The 16,064-nt window shown below is 40.3% G+C and carries 15 protein-coding genes; 3 read left to right on the forward strand and 12 right to left on the reverse strand.

Annotated features, from left to right (window positions below; all coding sequences use genetic code 11):
* Window positions 1-24: 24 nt before the first annotated feature.
* Together BCU57_RS10910 and BCU57_RS10915 are read right to left on the reverse strand one after the other, a co-directional pair.
* Entirely contained in the window at window positions 25-1,557 is a 1,533-nt protein-coding gene (locus BCU57_RS10910) for a tryptophan halogenase family protein (RefSeq protein WP_102439191.1), read from the reverse strand.
* 122 nt (window positions 1,558-1,679) lie between these two features.
* Entirely contained in the window at window positions 1,680-4,277 is a 2,598-nt protein-coding gene (locus BCU57_RS10915) for a TonB-dependent receptor (protein WP_102439280.1), read from the reverse strand.
* 438 nt (window positions 4,278-4,715) lie between these two features.
* Between BCU57_RS10915 and BCU57_RS10920 the strand changes: the two genes are divergently transcribed.
* Complete coding sequence (locus BCU57_RS10920) at window positions 4,716-5,726, forward strand: LacI family DNA-binding transcriptional regulator (protein ID WP_102439192.1); 1,011 nt, start codon at window positions 4,716-4,718, stop codon at window positions 5,724-5,726.
* A gap of 87 nt (window positions 5,727-5,813) precedes the next feature.
* Here BCU57_RS10920 and BCU57_RS10925 read toward each other — a convergent pair whose 3' ends face one another.
* Window positions 5,814-6,152: a P-II family nitrogen regulator gene (locus BCU57_RS10925; protein ID WP_102439193.1), complete on the reverse strand. Its 339-nt coding sequence runs from the start codon at window positions 6,150-6,152 to the stop codon at window positions 5,814-5,816.
* 233 nt (window positions 6,153-6,385) lie between these two features.
* Here BCU57_RS10925 and BCU57_RS10930 point away from each other — a divergent pair, with 233 nt between their 5' ends.
* Both BCU57_RS10930 and BCU57_RS10935 read left to right on the forward strand, forming a co-directional pair.
* On the forward strand, window positions 6,386-6,910 hold the full coding sequence (locus BCU57_RS10930) for a GspH/FimT family pseudopilin (protein WP_102439194.1): 525 nt from the start codon (window positions 6,386-6,388) through the stop codon (window positions 6,908-6,910).
* Between the two features lie 138 nt (window positions 6,911-7,048).
* Window positions 7,049-7,573, forward strand: a complete 525-nt coding sequence (locus BCU57_RS10935) for a GspH/FimT family pseudopilin (RefSeq protein WP_102439195.1) — start codon at window positions 7,049-7,051, stop codon at window positions 7,571-7,573.
* Window positions 7,574-7,651: 78 nt separating this feature from the next.
* Here the strand turns inward: BCU57_RS10935 and BCU57_RS10940 are convergent, their stop codons facing one another.
* The 9 genes from BCU57_RS10940 to lspA form a co-directional block, all read right to left on the reverse strand.
* The gene (locus BCU57_RS10940) at window positions 7,652-7,960 is read right to left on the reverse strand and encodes a TapY2 family type IVa secretion system protein (RefSeq protein ID WP_102439196.1); all 309 of its coding nucleotides are present in this window, start codon (window positions 7,958-7,960) and stop codon (window positions 7,652-7,654) included.
* Entirely contained in the window at window positions 7,957-8,352 is a 396-nt protein-coding gene (locus BCU57_RS10945) for a type IV pilin protein (protein WP_102439197.1), read from the reverse strand. Before BCU57_RS10945 ends, BCU57_RS10940 begins: the two co-directional genes overlap by 4 nt.
* A 13-nt stretch (window positions 8,353-8,365) precedes the next feature.
* Window positions 8,366-11,878 carry a pilus assembly protein gene (locus tag BCU57_RS10950; protein WP_102439198.1) on the reverse strand — a complete coding sequence of 1,171 codons (3,513 nt, stop codon included), beginning with the start codon at window positions 11,876-11,878 and terminating at the stop codon, window positions 8,366-8,368.
* 2 nt (window positions 11,879-11,880) lie between these two features.
* The gene (locus tag BCU57_RS10955; RefSeq protein ID WP_102439281.1) at window positions 11,881-12,306 is read right to left on the reverse strand and encodes a PilX N-terminal domain-containing pilus assembly protein; all 426 of its coding nucleotides are present in this window, start codon (window positions 12,304-12,306) and stop codon (window positions 11,881-11,883) included.
* A gap of 63 nt (window positions 12,307-12,369) precedes the next feature.
* A complete protein-coding gene (locus tag BCU57_RS10960) occupies window positions 12,370-13,332 on the reverse strand; it encodes a PilW family protein (RefSeq protein WP_102439199.1) in 963 nt (320 codons plus the stop codon).
* A complete protein-coding gene (pilV, locus tag BCU57_RS10965) occupies window positions 13,329-13,886 on the reverse strand; it encodes a type IV pilus modification protein PilV (protein WP_102439200.1) in 558 nt (185 codons plus the stop codon). Before pilV ends, BCU57_RS10960 begins: the two co-directional genes overlap by 4 nt.
* A gap of 272 nt (window positions 13,887-14,158) precedes the next feature.
* Window positions 14,159-15,088 (reverse strand): 4-hydroxy-3-methylbut-2-enyl diphosphate reductase, encoded by a 930-nt coding sequence (gene ispH / locus BCU57_RS10970; RefSeq protein WP_198589266.1) that lies wholly within the window; start codon window positions 15,086-15,088, stop codon window positions 14,159-14,161.
* 31 nt (window positions 15,089-15,119) lie between these two features.
* A complete protein-coding gene (fkpB, locus tag BCU57_RS10975) occupies window positions 15,120-15,551 on the reverse strand; it encodes an FKBP-type peptidyl-prolyl cis-trans isomerase (RefSeq protein WP_277869093.1) in 432 nt (143 codons plus the stop codon).
* A 10-nt stretch (window positions 15,552-15,561) separates the two neighbouring features.
* Window positions 15,562-16,059 carry a signal peptidase II gene (gene lspA, locus BCU57_RS10980; protein ID WP_102439203.1) on the reverse strand — a complete coding sequence of 166 codons (498 nt, stop codon included), beginning with the start codon at window positions 16,057-16,059 and terminating at the stop codon, window positions 15,562-15,564.
* Between the last annotated feature and the right edge of the window lie 5 nt (window positions 16,060-16,064).

The raw sequence follows: 16,064 nt of genomic DNA on the forward strand, positions 1-16,064 counted from the left end.
GTTCTAAGTTTATTAATCCTGTAGCTAAACCTTTTGTAAACCGTAACGGTTAATTTTATCAAGCAGTGCTCGATGCTCTGGTAAGTCTAGCGCCAGCTTGTGGCCTATTTGCTGTATTTTATTGGCCTGCTGCTGGGCACTTTTAAGGTACTGCGCCTCGAGCGACACGTTTTTTGTTTGATAATGCATCCCGTATAAGACATACAGGTAATTATCAATATTAAACACTTCGTAGCGTGAGAATAGATCATCGGTTATCGGGCTAAAGCTCTGCCATAATTGCAATTTTTGTTGCAAGGATTCAGGTATCGTTTCAGGCTTTTGATTATCTAACCAAAAATCACTGTCAGTTCTATCTGAAATGCAATAATGCAACTTAGCAAACTCCACTACTCGCTCCCACGCGTAACCTATAGTGTGATTAAAGCGCTCAGACAATGCTGGCATTTGCGCCAGTGTCTGCGGTAGTCGCTTAGCTAAGTAACCGGCGGCAAAATCAGTTAATAGTATTGAGGTTGCCTCGATTGGCTCTAAAAAGCCTTGTGCTAGGCCTAATGCTACACAGTTTTTTGCCCAAAATTGTTCGCGGTAGCCCACTTTCATGGGGATTTCACGATGGTGTAACTGGTTTAGTTTTCCGCCCAAATAACGGTTAAACTTTTGCTCAGCTTGTGCGCTTGTCATGTGGTTATCAGAATACACAAAACCAGTACCGCGGCGCTCTGGCAAAGCGATATCCCAAATCCAGCCTGCTTGATGCGCTGTGGCAATGGTAAAAGGGGCAATCGCTTCAGTAATGTCTGTCGGCACTTGGGCAACAATGGCTTTATTCACCAATAACTGATGGGATTTATCCACAAAGCCGACGTTAAGCTTTTTGGCTAACAAAATGGACTCAAAGCCACTGCAGTCGATATAAAAATCAAAAGCTAACTCGCCGAGCTTATCAGTTTTTAAGCGGCTGATATTGCCTACATCATCTATTGCGGCATCTAACACATTGGCTTTGATATGCTCAACGGCATATTTACTTGTGGCGTTAGTGGCTAATAATTGGGCAAATTTTGCCGCATTTAAATGATAAGCATAACTCACCGAGCCAGCGTATTCGGGGGTGGTGATGGATTTAGGTGCCTTTAATGCCTCACAAATATAATGCTGAGGTGAAACCATTGCACTATAAGCCATATCCTCAGTGGCGGTTTGGTTCCAAAAGGCGCTTAAGTCATCGCCTAATGGGCTTGGTACATCAAATAAGTGATGGTAGCGATTATCTGCGCCATGTTTGGTTTTATCGAGCCAGTTTCGAAATTGGATAGACTGCTTGAAGCTCACATCACACTGCTGAATAAACTCGGTTTCGCTTATTCCAAAGCTTTGTAATGACTGCCTAATCGCAGGTACAGTGCCTTCACCAACACCAATGGGCGGAATATCAGGAGACTCGATTAACGTAACGGACACATCAGCCAATGATTGCACCGCTTTACCAATATGATTTGCAGCAAGCCAACCTGCTGTGCCACCACCGATAATAACAATCTTCTGCACTTTCATATTACGCCTCTTAACTGTTAACTGTAGATAAGTCGCTAATTGGATTTTAACCGTATTTACCAGTGGAAAGTTAAAATCAAAAAGCCTAGCAAGTGCTAGGCTTTTTATGCTTCTAAATCAGATTAAAAACGTAAGTTTAAACCTAACTTATAACGAGCTTCACCTTCAAAGCTCCATGCTGGGTAACCACCTTTTAGCTCAGGCTTAACGTCAGCATCATCAGGTGCAACACCTAATTGAACACTGTCTTCTTCAAGTAAGTTAACTACTTCAAATGTGATACCTAAGTAATCAGTGATATTGTAGTTAGCACTTAAATCAAGTGTACCGAAGTCTTGATGTTCACGGTTACCGTAGAAACCTGGTAACTCACGCATCATGTATTCACTACGCCAGTTATAAGCAACACGTGCTGAGAAGTCATCCATCTCGTAGTAACCAACTAAGTTAACAGTGTGCTTAGAAGAGTCAGAAAATACGCTAACTTGATCAGGGTAGTTCTCAGCTGCAGCATCAGAATCAGCAAAGGTATAGTTAGCAGAGTAACCAAAGCCGTTGTCAAAACCATCTTGGATTTGCAGCTCTATACCTTGGATTTGACCGCCAGTACCATTTTTCTTCGTTGAAACAGTCCAGTTATCTTCACCTGAATTAGGATCAACAATACCAATGCTTTGATCTAGCTTCTGCTCTGAGGTGATAAAAGAGCTGATATCTTTGATAAAGTAAGAAGCACTCATTAACCCGTCAGGACTGAAATACCATTCCACACCTAAATCAGCTTGAGTCGCTTTAAATGGCTCAAGGGCGATATTACCGGTACTAACCACTTGGTTACCTGCAACGTCATCGTTGTAACCTTGCAGTGCCGAAGCTGCAAACATATCAGCATAATTAGGACGTGAAATCACTTGTGATGCTGAAGTACGGATAATGACATCTGGCGCCACATCAAATGCAACGTTGATACTTGGCAATACGTCATTATAACTTGCATCTTTAGTGCTTAAGTTATCGGCATAAGTACCATCAGCTTGCAGCGCGAAATAATCAGATGATGCATCTGTTGATATATAACGTAAGCCGAAGTTACCGCGCATACCGTCTGACTCAAAATTAGCCATTAAATATAACGATAGGTTTTCTTCGTTAATGGTGCCGTAGCCAGCCTTATATACGGTCCCTTCTGTCGAGAAACCATTAATTGCAGCCTTAGCATCACGTAACATGGCATCCATATCTGGCTTAGGTAAGGTATAACCTGCACCCGATGAAATTTGACCACTGTAATATGCTGATGCATCTTTTGCTGCTATATCAGCATTAACGATTGCAGGTAAAGTTAACATGCTAACATCATGATCTGCATAACGAACACCTGTTTTGAATGAGGTAATCGCACCTAAATCAGTCGGAATAGTAAAGTCTAATTGTGCGTAAGTTTCTTCATCTGAGTTTGGCTGCTTTTTAAGTGCCCAACCTGCAGGGGACAATTGACCACCAAAGTCATCTGCGGTGAAGTTTTTATTAGCAACATCTATTTTGATGATTTCACCAGTCGCATCATAAGTACCAGCATAATCAGCAGCGGTACCTAACCAGAAACCATAGTTAGAAGTTAAATCAGTACCACCTTCAGACTTGGTGTTACCCACACGACCTTCTACTTTAAACATGTCATTTTCGTAATCGAAATTGAAATCGTAAGTATTTGAGTCCATGCTAGCTTGGCGCGCCCAAGTTTGTGCCCAACCTGGGTTTTCACCATTACCATCACGGCGATAGAAAGTACAAGTGCCTAAAGAGTTACGCTGTTCACACGCTTCGTCTTTATCATCTGGGAACATCACGAATAATGAGGTATTTGCGTTGTTCGCTTTCATGTCCAGACTCATAATGTCTAAACCGAAATTTAAATTATCTGTTGGACTGTATTGGAATGAACCGTTAATAGCAGTACGTTCACGCTCTTGTTCAAAAGTCGTTGGAACAATATCACCCCAACCAATTAATGACTCAATACCATTGCGTTGATAAGTTGTTTCTGAGCCAGCTGCAGAAATTAAGAAACCAAAGTTCTCATCTTCATTTTTCCAGCTGTATAGGCCTGATAATTCAGGATCTGTTTCTTCAGAAATTGTACCGTAGTCGCCTTTAGCACTAAGGAATACAGTATTGGCATCTAAATCTAATGGCTTGCGGGTTTTAACGATAACGGTACCGCCAACACCACCTTCAGGTAAATCAGCCTGAGACGATTTATATACTTCAATTCCACCGACCATTTCTGATGGTAGTAAACTGTAGTTAAAGCTTCTGTCAATTGACTGTTGATCGTACCAACCGGTAGATGCAACTGAATGGCCGTTTAATAATGTACGAGTCAAGCTGCTAGAAGCACCACGAATCGAAACACCTTGGCCTTGACCAAATTGACGGCTCACAGCCACACCTGGTATACGCCCTAATGACTCACCCACGTCACCATCAGGAAATTTACCGATATCTTCAGCCGTTACCGCATCAACAACAGAGTTAGAAAAACGTTTATCATTAACTGAAGCCTTCATCGAGGCACGCATGCCTTTTACTTCAATTTTTTCGATATTTTCTTCTGTAGTTTCAGCATCTGCTGCAAACGCAGCAACTGAAACCATACTGCCAAGTAGGATAGCAATGTTAGTTGCTAAAACATTTTTCTTAAAATTAATAGGTCGCATCTTCATTTCCCTTCCATAACTTTATTATCGTTTTTGGATACATAACCATTCCAATCGGAATGACAACGCTGTCATGTCTAGAGCAAACATTACACAATATTTAACAGTCTTGCCACAACAAAATAACTTTATTGCAGACAAAATGTGCAAAGCCGGCTTATACAAAACAGATGCAAACACAATTAATAACTAAAAATCAAACACTTAAATGTTGACGATGTTTGTATCAAATTAAGAACAAATAGACTTTAAAGTGAACTCATCCAACCAGAAAAGTAATTCGAGATTGCCTATTAGGATAAAAATCAGCACTATTAGAGTTAAATCGGCTTAGCTTTTGTTTTTACCTACAATATTGATAACCTTCATTTGGGGATGATGGTTATCAATATAAATACAATGCTAAGTTCATCGCCTGAGTTTAAGAGTTAACAAATAATGAAAGTAACCATAAATGATGTTGCCAAACATGCTGGCGTATCAATTAAAACCGTTTCACGGGTCACCAATAACGAATCGTCAGTCAGACAAACCACGGTCGACAAGGTCAATGCAGCAATTAATGAGCTAAATTATCAACCTAACTTAGCAGCAAGAAATCTAGCAAGCACAAAATCCTATGTTATTGGTTTTATTTATGATAACCCCAATGCTTATTATATTATTGATATGCAGAACGGTATTCTTTCTGCCTGCCAAGATAAAGGCTACGAGTTGTTGATCCACCCTTGTAATGCTACCTCTGACACAATTTGTGATGAACTAACCAAAATGGTCAAACACTCTCGGCTATCGGGTTTAGTGCTCACCCCGCCAATGTCAGAAGACCCGAAGATACTTGCAGCACTTGATGAAATAGATGCTAATTATGTAAGAATTATTGCAGGCGAAAGCACTGATGCAGAAAATGGGCTTACTGTACTTGTCAATGATAAACATGGCGCTTTAGAAATCACCCAACACTTAATTAATATGGGTCATAGTGATATTGGATTTTTAAGTGGCGATCAGCAGCATGAATCAACCAAAGAGCGTTTAGCTGGTTTTAAAGATGCCCTTGAGCACAATAATCTTAACGTGAATAACACCTGGGTTTTAGATGGTAAATACTCTTTCGAATCTGGGGTAGAAGGTGCCAATAAATTGATTAACTTAACCAAACGGCCTACGGCAATCGTCGCCTGTAACGATGAAATAGCTGCAGGGGCTTTATTTGCTGCGCGTTTAGCTGGGCTTGATATACCAAAAGATTTATCCATTGTAGGATTTGAGGATAGCCCCTTCTCCCGACAGACGTGGCCCAAATTAACCACAGTGCATCAACCAAACGTGAAAATTGCCAAAGTCGCCACTGAACTGTTAATCGCCAATAGCAAAGAAACGACTGAGAAAAAATCGATGGTATTTACGCCTGAGCCGGTTATTCGGGACTCATCAAGCAAACCATGATGGCAATAGTGAGCTTATAATTTATCCCCAATAAAAAAGCCTCAATAAATTATTTATTGAGGCTTTTTTAATTTAATCTATTGTAAATTAAACAGCATCTTCGTTTTCTTCGCCAGTACGGATACGAATAACACGTTCAATATCGGTTACAAATATTTTTCCATCGCCGATTTTACCCGTACGAGCAGTATCAACAATAACCTCAATGGCTTGGTCTAATTGCTCATCTTGAATAACAAGCTCGATTTTTACTTTCGGTAAAAAATCGACCATATACTCAGCACCACGATATAATTCAGTGTGACCTTTTTGACGCCCAAAGCCTTTCACTTCAGAAACCGTCATGCCTGTTATACCTATTTCAGCTAATGTTTCACGCACATCATCTAACTTAAAAGGTTTAATAACGGCTTCTACTTTTTTCATTTATCCACTCCATTCACAGGCAATATGGTATATAAGCTAATCTACGAGTTAATAGATTTTAAGCTATATCGTTAAAATACAATACTATTTATTATACTACGCTAAAGCGCTTTAAGTTTCTGTAGCTATTTTACGTTAATTTTAAAACGTGCTTTTCGTGCAATAAATCAATCCCTGTCTATACTCAATATGCGCTGCAGGATGCAGCACTTAATAAACAAGGATTGTTAGATATGAATATTCACTATTATCGTCGTGGCTTTAATTTAGTCGAGTTAATGACAACAGTAACCGTTGCCAGCATATTATTGGCCATTGGTGTACCCGCCTTAAACTCAGTTCAACTTCAAATTAGAGCTAAAAGTAATATCAGCACTATTCAACACTCACTTAAATTTGCTAGAAACATGGCCATTAACTACGGTGCAAGGGTAACTGTGTGCCCATTACTTGATGGAAAATGCCATAAAAACTGGCAGGATGGCTACGCCATCTTTGTTGATACAGGCAGCGTTAATCAATTTAACTCTGGTGACATTCTCTTAAAGCAGATTGGCGCTTTTCATCGTGAAGATATCATTCAATATAATCGTAACGGAGTACGTTTTTTGCCTGATGGTTTAGCTTCAGGTACTAATGGCACGCTGACATATTGCCCTAAAAGCATTGATAGTGAGCATTCCAAAGCGGTTATCGTTAATCAAGCGGGACGAGCCAGAATGTCAAAGAAGAAAAATATTAAATGTAAGGCCATGTAAATCGTTTTATCTCTAATGATAATAGTGAGATACACAGTTTTAAGGGAATTTAATAACTAAACAATTAATAGACAATTAAACACTGTAATTCACATTGTACTTCGTTATACTCTTCTTTATATAGTTGAGGGCACACACATGAAAAAGTTACAGTCAGGATTTACCTTAGTTGAAGTTATGGTTACGGTTACTGTAGCGGCTATTCTTCTTGCAGTTGCAGTGCCGTCATTCCAATCTCTCTACGAAGGGTTTAGAGCAAAAAGTGCAATCAGCACAATAGAATCATCATTAGTTTTTGCTAGAAGCCAAGCTGTGAGTTATGGCAGTAGAGTATCTGTTTGCCCAATGACATCGACAACATGCGGCAGTGACTGGACACAAGGCTTTAGTGTATTTATTGACAACGGTACTATTGGTTCAATGGACACAACTAATGGCATAGCAGACATTGTCTTGCGGAAGGTTGATGGGTTCAATAGTAACGACTTTATTAAATCAGACCTTTCTAGATATAGTTTTAACCCTGATGGTATGGGCACCAATGGTGGTAGTGGCGTGTTTAGATATTGCCCAGGTAAAGTAACGAGCAGCTCTTCCGAAGCATTAAATATCAATTCCTCAGGGCGTATTTCAAAAGTCGCTACCACAGTGACATGTAGCTAACCGAAGTTTGGGTAACGCGAAAAAAGGCTTACTTATTTAAATAAGTAAGCCTTTTTGATCTACCTTCTTAATACAAGGTTAATAGGCTCTTTTTGCGTCAAGATCACGTACTAATATATCTTTAAATACTTTATCTTCCGTTAAACATTCAACCACTTTTTTGACGATCAGGCGCTCGTTTGAGATGGTTGGAACATACTCTGCAAGTAAAGCGCTTTGCTCTTGTATAAGGCGAGCTTTATCCCACTCAAATACTGCGATATTAGATCCATTAGGTGTTTCTATATGACACTTATAAGTTGTTAATGTCACTACATCCTCATCCACTGCAGAAGCATTAGAAGACATAAACATTGATAATAGGACCAAAGGTATTACTGTTTTCATTTCCAACACTCCGTAGGGGTTTTACTGCCTGTTGAGGTTAATGATATTGCAGCACAAGCACTATCACGAGTCGCTTGAACACCCACAGCAGTGGCTGTAACAGTGTAATCATCCCCACTTAATGTGGTATCAACTTTATAGTAAGTATTTTCTACAACCCAAGGATCTGCATTTAAACCAAGTTTAGTCATATCAGTTGTAAAAGTGCGATGGTCCAGATAATACTGCTCCTGTAAATTCGCCACATGCATAACCCCCGCTAAACCGTCACCTCTCGCACCTTTGGCGACAAATTGAGTATAACTAGGATAAGCAATTGAAGCTAAGATACCCACTATCACGACTGTGATCATTACTTCAATTAATGTAAATCCGAACTGTAACTGCTTCATTATTTACTCATTCCTACTCATCAATATGATAATAAATTTTATTCACACCTAAACCGCCACCAATACATTTATCATCACCAGCTGCACAGCCGTCACTTTCATCATCATCCACTTTCTCCATATCATCACCAGCAGAACCAATACCAATTAAATACATATAACTATCTGATGTACCATTTGGCGGTATAACTAACTGAGGAGTATCAGGAACTCGCGCGCCCATTTCCAAATACTCTTGAGTATATGAACGGGTACCTTTATGTAAATCAAATCCATATAATCTACCTTGACCAATGGCTAAACATTGATTTGCTGAGGTATTGTCCCCAGGGACATAAGAAGTAAAGTAAACTCTCCCCTGAATGATTGTAGAAGCGGATAAGCTTTTCTCTCCTTTCGCAGTAAAGCTATAGTACCAGCCTCGCTTAGCGCCAAAGGTAATATTATCTGCTTCAGTTGTTGGTGGTGCCGAAGAGACATCGTACAAATTAGACAACTCAAGTGTTGCTGGGATTTCCTTCCCTGTTGCGCCAGTAAATGACTTAGTGACAACATTTCGGTCCTGTAGCACAAAAAACTTATCTGAACGGGTTGTATCTAAAGGATGTGGTCGATGACCACTGCCCACAGTAACGGCATCATAAGGGACATTCTGATACGTCAAACTAGTCGTCGTATTACCACCAGTATCCGTCACTGAAACTTTAGATGTATTTGTGAATACAGTTTGTACAACTGCTGCCTCAGCAAAAAAACGTCTATCAGTTGCTTGTGTGGTTCCACCTAAGCTCGCAAACTTAAACGCCGTCCACGGACTGGTAGAGCTCGTCGGTGAAGCACTGGGTAAATCCATACGCCAAATATTACCGCCCGTATCTGTTGCATACAACCTGTCGGTTAATTTATCGCTATTGCTGTCTAATATTGCAATACTATTTGGAATGCTATCAACAATACCTGGTAGTTGTGTACCACTAGAGCCTGTACCAAATCGATACACAAGGGCTCCTGTTTCGGCATTTAATATGTAAACACTGCGACCCGTTGTGTCATCGGTGCCGACCCCAGCGCCATCTTTTGTTGAAGGGTTATATCCGCCGCCAATAATTACCACCGGAGATGCACTACTAGCTGAGGTATTTCCTGCGGGTACACCAGGTATATACGTGACCACAGGTTCAGACCAAGATTGGCCCATATCACTCATGCCTGTGGAACTCGGGTCAACTTTCCACATAAATTGTGGAGAATCCGGATTAGTAATATTAAAGGCATAATACGATTTTCCCCCACGACGCATACCCACAAATAACCAGGCTTTATCAATAGCACCTGAGGCATGACGTTTCACATATGCTACTGGCGGACTATCCATTCCATATACAGAATGAACGCCTGTTGGCACGTTTGCCCTTAATTCGCGAAGGTTGGGTAATAGCTCTTGCGGCATAAAGGCCCAAGACTCTTCAACACTCGCCCCCTTGTCTTTAAACATGTGTAAAAAGCCTGCATTGGTACCCAATAAAATTCGTATATCTGGGGAGGCATCAGTACCATAGTTAATGGCTAGCGGTTTAGAATGCAGTGGATCGCCCATAATATCTGATCGCTTATCGGTTATTGAGCCGTCTTTATCTTCATCATCGACATCGATACCAATCGTCCAATCAAATAATTTAGTTAGCTCCGTTTTATCAACCCCCATAAAAGTCGCTAACGCCGCTTCGCTACCAAGACTGGTTGCAGCATTTGACTTGGTGAATGGTTTTAGTGCACCGCCGGTACCAAAATTACCGTATAGAGTGCGACTTGACGTTGATTGAAGTTTGGTTAATGCACCACCGATTTCAACGTTATTACCATCACCGCCACCACTAGTTGCATTACAGACTGAATCATCTGTCCAATAAGAGCATGCCGACGATGCTAAATTACCATCATCACCAATGGCATCATTGCCGTTTTTATCGACTATATCCCCAGTTCCAGTCACCTTAAACTTTTTCAAATTCCCTACCCAACGAGGGCCCTCATTAGGTAAAAACATTGCGTAGTAAACTGAATCTAATGTTTGAGTTCTATCAAAATTGTTACTTGCAATAGATGGAGAAGTAAAACTAGAGTTTGTTTCTAAAATATTAGAGAAGATCGTTTGCAATGCTTCTTGTAATTTTTGAGCATCAATAGCTGAGTAATATTTACCACCGCCCCTAGATGCCGTTTCTTTCAAAATGGGGGCTGCACTAGCAGCACCTTCACTAAACCCAATAGTATAAGTTGAAACAGTCTGAGTACCATCTAGACTGGTATTGACATCATTTTTATTAAGCCAGCCAGCAAGTGCCGGTAAATAGTTACTTGAGTATCTATCTGCTTTGGTAATCCCCGAAAGAGCCAATACTTTATTATCAGCGTCTGTGTCCCTAGTAGGTTCTCCGTCAGTGATGTATATAACATAGGCTTTATCCTGACATTGTTTGCCTACAAAAGGAGAAATATAGTTTTGATCCTTTTCTATTGTTTTATCTCGTTCAGGGTCACGGTTATCGTCATCATCACCAAACCAAACCCCTTGGCCAGAAAAATAGCGATATGCCTCATAAAGATTTTCACATAGAGGAGTCCACCCATCGGCATTTAGTGAGTTAATTGTTGACAATAAATTAGTCTTATTAGACACATTATTTGTTGTTATACCGTAAACAATACGCCCACCACTATTTGAACTACCCGAGTTGCTATTAAAAACTGATAAGCCAAAGTCAACACCGGGAGTGGTAACAATGGTGTCTTCAATTACACGTTGTGCAATAGATAATCTAGAGTAATTTGCTTTAGACTTTGTACTGTAATACCAATTTATATAGTTTTCTGTGTAGATTGTAATTGGTTGCCCTATACCCAAATTAGTCAACTTAGCTTTATCTACCGCGGCTTCAATTTCATCAGTCGTTGATTTATTATTAATGGCAGAATAACGGATAGGATTGGAACTCGAACCTAAACCATCTACAGGGAAACCATTTGTTTCTTTCCTGTTCTTATAATTCAATTCAACTATGTCTTCATAACAATCTACATATTGGATACTACTTCCGTCTGTTAAAGGGAGTTCTGACCATTCACCATTTTCACCAATGTATTTGTGTTCACGCAAGTACCCTGTAAACATGCCATAATCTTTTAAATACTCATCACTAACACCGCAGCCATTGAGCTTAGCAAGAAAATATTGATCACTTGATGCTGATGGAATGTTACTACTGCTTCGAGTAAAAAATAATTTAGTAGAGCCTGTTAAGCGACCATTATTTAGAACATTTTCATTGCCTCTGGTATAAGGCTCGTCGGTTTTAAAACTGGTACTCATACTTCCGGACGTATCAAAAATAATCAATACTTGCGGTTTAGAACCTGTACGAGCAGTGGATTCAAGCACATACAACTCAGTGTCATCGGCGAAGCTGATGGATGAGTAAGCCAAAATTGCAAATAGCAATATGGATAATAATTGTTTCAAAAACATGACTAACTCCCTGTTAACACTTCTTGTTCAATACCTGCAACGACGGTGACAACCCCCATGTTGCTGCGGCCAAATGTTGCAGAACTCGATATTTCGACTCTACGACAACTGATTCCTGAACTTGCTTTTGTGCTGCGTTGACAACTCACATCGCCAACTACCATGGGTGTAATCGTATTAGACACACCGAGCGCGGCATCTACAGTTGTTGAAGGAGCAATCATTGTCGCCATCGTAGTGCCTTGATTAGCTAAAATAGCTTTATCTTGACCACCTTGAGCTGAAGCCATGGCTTCAATTCTTTCTGAACCTGCGCCAGACATTCTCAATGACTGTGTAGAGTTCACTGCCAGTGCCACACCGATCAAGGTCATTAGCACGAGAATAATTAATGAAAAAAACAACACGATTCCTTGCTGCTTCTTTATTGATTTGATCATTTTCCTGCCTTTTGATGCATCAACTCAAAAATTACGTAATGAGTTGCTAAATTATAGATTTATTAAAATTGGATTTTCTAAAACGATAGTACTCGATACGACTTTGCGTCGAAACTTGTCATTAAGAGGCCCAATAGTTTTGTCACCAAGGGTATAGGTATTGTCATTGGTATAGCTTCTGTCTTCCTCACTTGAACGAACCAATAAAAACACCCTTAAAGACACTAAACGTTGGAATAATTCATTATCCCACATTAACGTTGTTACATTTTGTGCTGGCATATAACTATCGGCAGTACCATCGCCATCACTATCAAAACCATACAAAATACGCATATTTTCTATGCCTTCTACTAGCTGTTCTTCATTATTCATTCCATTGTTTATTGATAGTGTGCGACGCCTTAAAACGGGTGTAGTACCGTCATCACTAATAAAGTAAACATGGTGTTGATACTCCCAAATCCGGCTATTGGCTAAACTGGGCACGGCTGCACTACCATTAAAAAATACAATCTCAGTTGACGTGGATGCTGCATAATAACGTGTTGCGGTAAGCACTGTGACTGAAGGCGCCATCAATCGCTTTATTTGAATCACATCTGTGCCATTATTAGGTGAAACACACGCTAATGATTCTGCACTTTTGCCTTGCTCATATCCCCATAGGCGTCTGAAATGAGAAGGTTGCGCGTTAGGAAAACTGGCATTATTCAACCCTGCACCCACACAATCAGCCGTGACAGCCGTGGCTGATAATGTTGTATTACTACCAACAATAAAATCAGTACCCGTAATATCGCCCATAAAACCAAGTTGGCTTAAGTCACGCTCCATAATAGCTAATGCAATACGACCATTTTCTTGTAATTGATTAAATTGACTTGTCGTTGTGACATTACTTGAAGACATGCTAAACATAGTAAAAAGACCAGCAGTTAAAAACAAACTGATCAACATCGCCACCATCAACTCTACCAGTGACATACCTTGTTGTTTTGTTAGTTTAATCATAATCTTATAATCGCCGTATCTACCTCTAATACACGCCGTCTATCACTACTGCTTCCACAACCTTTTACGAAAGTAGATTTAGCTTCAGCACCATCAGAGGTCGCGCGGATCCCTTTCCAGGTCATCACCACTGTGACATCTGTCCCAACAACACGGATACAAGCTGTTGCCGAATCGAGTCCACCAACATTTTGGCTATCTGATGACTTTTCATTTTCACCAGAAAAGGCACGTTCCCATTGAAATAAATCCCAATTACGGGTTTCTATATTTGTACACGTTGTATTTACACCCAAGGCAACATCACACGCTTTTGCTGAAGTAATAGATGTGCCAGTATAAGTGCCTGCATAACTCGCAAGTTGACCACTATTAATTCGCATACGATTAATAATATCATTAGCATAATATGAGGCTTGGGTTTGCTGAAAGGACTCAAAGCTACCTCTTTTGGCAACAATGTGAAGATTAAAAATACCAATAAGTCCTATCACCAGAATCACTAGTGATACCATAACTTCAATTAAAGAAAATCCATTCCTTTTAACAGGCATGAGTGTCAAATCTCCATTATTTGCCAATACATTGACGAATGTTAAATCACTATCTTTTTATAAATCCATCACTTAGCGGTTAATAATATCTGTTTACCTACACTTGAGCAAGATGTAACCGAAAGGTGTCTAGTTGTTTGCCAAATATAACTAAATCGTTAACTTAGACTGTTTCAAGAGTATAGTCTATTAGTTGCAGATATAAAAAAACCGTAAACCTTTACAGATTTACGGTTTTTTAGCTTTTAGTTAGTTTGCGTGTTTATTTAGTGCTAGCGCAATTCAGCGGGTACAGCGAAGACAGTATCTTCTTTACGACCTTCAACCTCAGTGATTACCGATGGCTCAAATTTAGCTATCGCGTCAACAACTTGTTGAACCAGCACTTCAGGCGCTGAAGCGCCAGCAGTCACTGCTACTTTTTTTACATCTTTAAACCAAGCTTCATCAACATCGGCAGCGGTATCAACTAAATAGGCTTCTGTACCAGTTTTCTCAGCGAGTTCACGCAGTCGATTGGAGTTAGAGCTATTTTTTGAGCCTACAACAATCATTAAGTCTGCATCTGATGACATATTGCGCACTGCATCTTGACGATTTTGAGTGGCATAACAAATATCATCTTTACGCGGCCCTTCAATGGAAGGAAAACGTTGTTGCAAGGCCGCAATAATATCTAGCGTGTCATCAACTGATAATGTGGTCTGCGTGACGAAACATAGGTTATCTGGGTTATTAACCTTTAAAGACGCTACATCTTCCGGGGATTCAATCAAATAAACCCCACCTTCAGTGTTGTCGTATTGACCCATAGTGCCTTCAACCTCTGGATGGCCTTCATGGCCAATCAGAATACACTCCACGCCTTTACGGCTTGCACGAGTAACTTGAAGATGCACTTTAGTGACCAAAGGACACGTGGCATCAAATACTTTTAAACCACGCACTTTTGCTTCTTTGCGAACAGCCTGAGAAACACCATGAGCACTAAAAATCACAATACTGTTATCAGGCACTTGCTCTAACTCATCAACAAATATAGCGCCGCGGTCTTTTAGGTTTTGTACCACATAACGGTTATGTACGACTTCATGGCGGACATAAATCGGTGGTTCAAATAACTCTAAAGCACGTTCGACAATGCTAATCGCCCGATCAACACCAGCACAAAAACCGCGCGGATTTGCCAGTAAGATGTTCAGTTCTGGCGATGTAGGATCAACTTTAAGCATTTTAAAGTACCTCTACCACTTCAAGTTCGAAAGTTAATTTCTGACCAGCTAGAGGATGATTCAAGTCTATAGTCACTGAATCACCAGCAACTTCGCGGATCATACCTGGGATTTCACTGCCGCCTGGACCACCGAAACTAACAATGACACCAGGTTCTAATGCCATATCAGCAGGGAATTTACTTCTGTCCATATGATGCACAGCATCAGGATTAGACTCACCAAAAGTATCAATCGCATCTAAGGTAAAGCTGTGCTTATCACCTTTATTCAGGCTTGAAATTTCTGATTCAAATGCAGGGCTTAAGCTCTCATCACCAACATTAAAACGCGCTGGTTTTCCTGATGCTTTGGTGCTTTCTGCCGTTGAGCCATCTTCTAAAATGATATTCATATGACACACTATGGAACGTGCAAGTTGTTGCTCAGACAAAATAGACTCCCTAACTTTCTGCCGCTTGGGTTTCGGGTTTAAACGCTTCCCAAATAATCAATGCTGCACCGATAAAAATAGCTGAATCAGCAATATTAAATGCTGGATAGTGGCTGGTTTTCCAATAGAAATCGATAAAGTCCACTACGTAACCATGCATTAAACGATCAACTAAATTACCAATGGCGCCACCAATAATGAGCGTATACGCAAGGTTGGTGCGCCACAGCGACGCTGACTGTTTACGCAGCCATATCGTCAGCAGTGTGCTAAAACCAACGGCTATGATGGTAAAAAACCACCTCTGCCAGCCACCGGCTTCACTTAAAAAGCTAAACGCGGCGCCGTAATTACGCACATAGGTGAAATTAAAAATAGGTAACAGCTGTATTGATTCAGACAGCTCAAAATTGGCTAACACCCATTGCTTAGATAGCTGATCGGCAATAAATACCAATACAGCTACCCAATACCAACGAATGCCGCTTTCTTTCCATGTTAGTGGCATCAAGC

It is taken from the genome of Shewanella sp. 10N.286.48.B5 (genome assembly GCF_002874355.2).
In the GTDB taxonomy this organism is placed as follows: domain Bacteria; phylum Pseudomonadota; class Gammaproteobacteria; order Enterobacterales; family Shewanellaceae; genus Shewanella.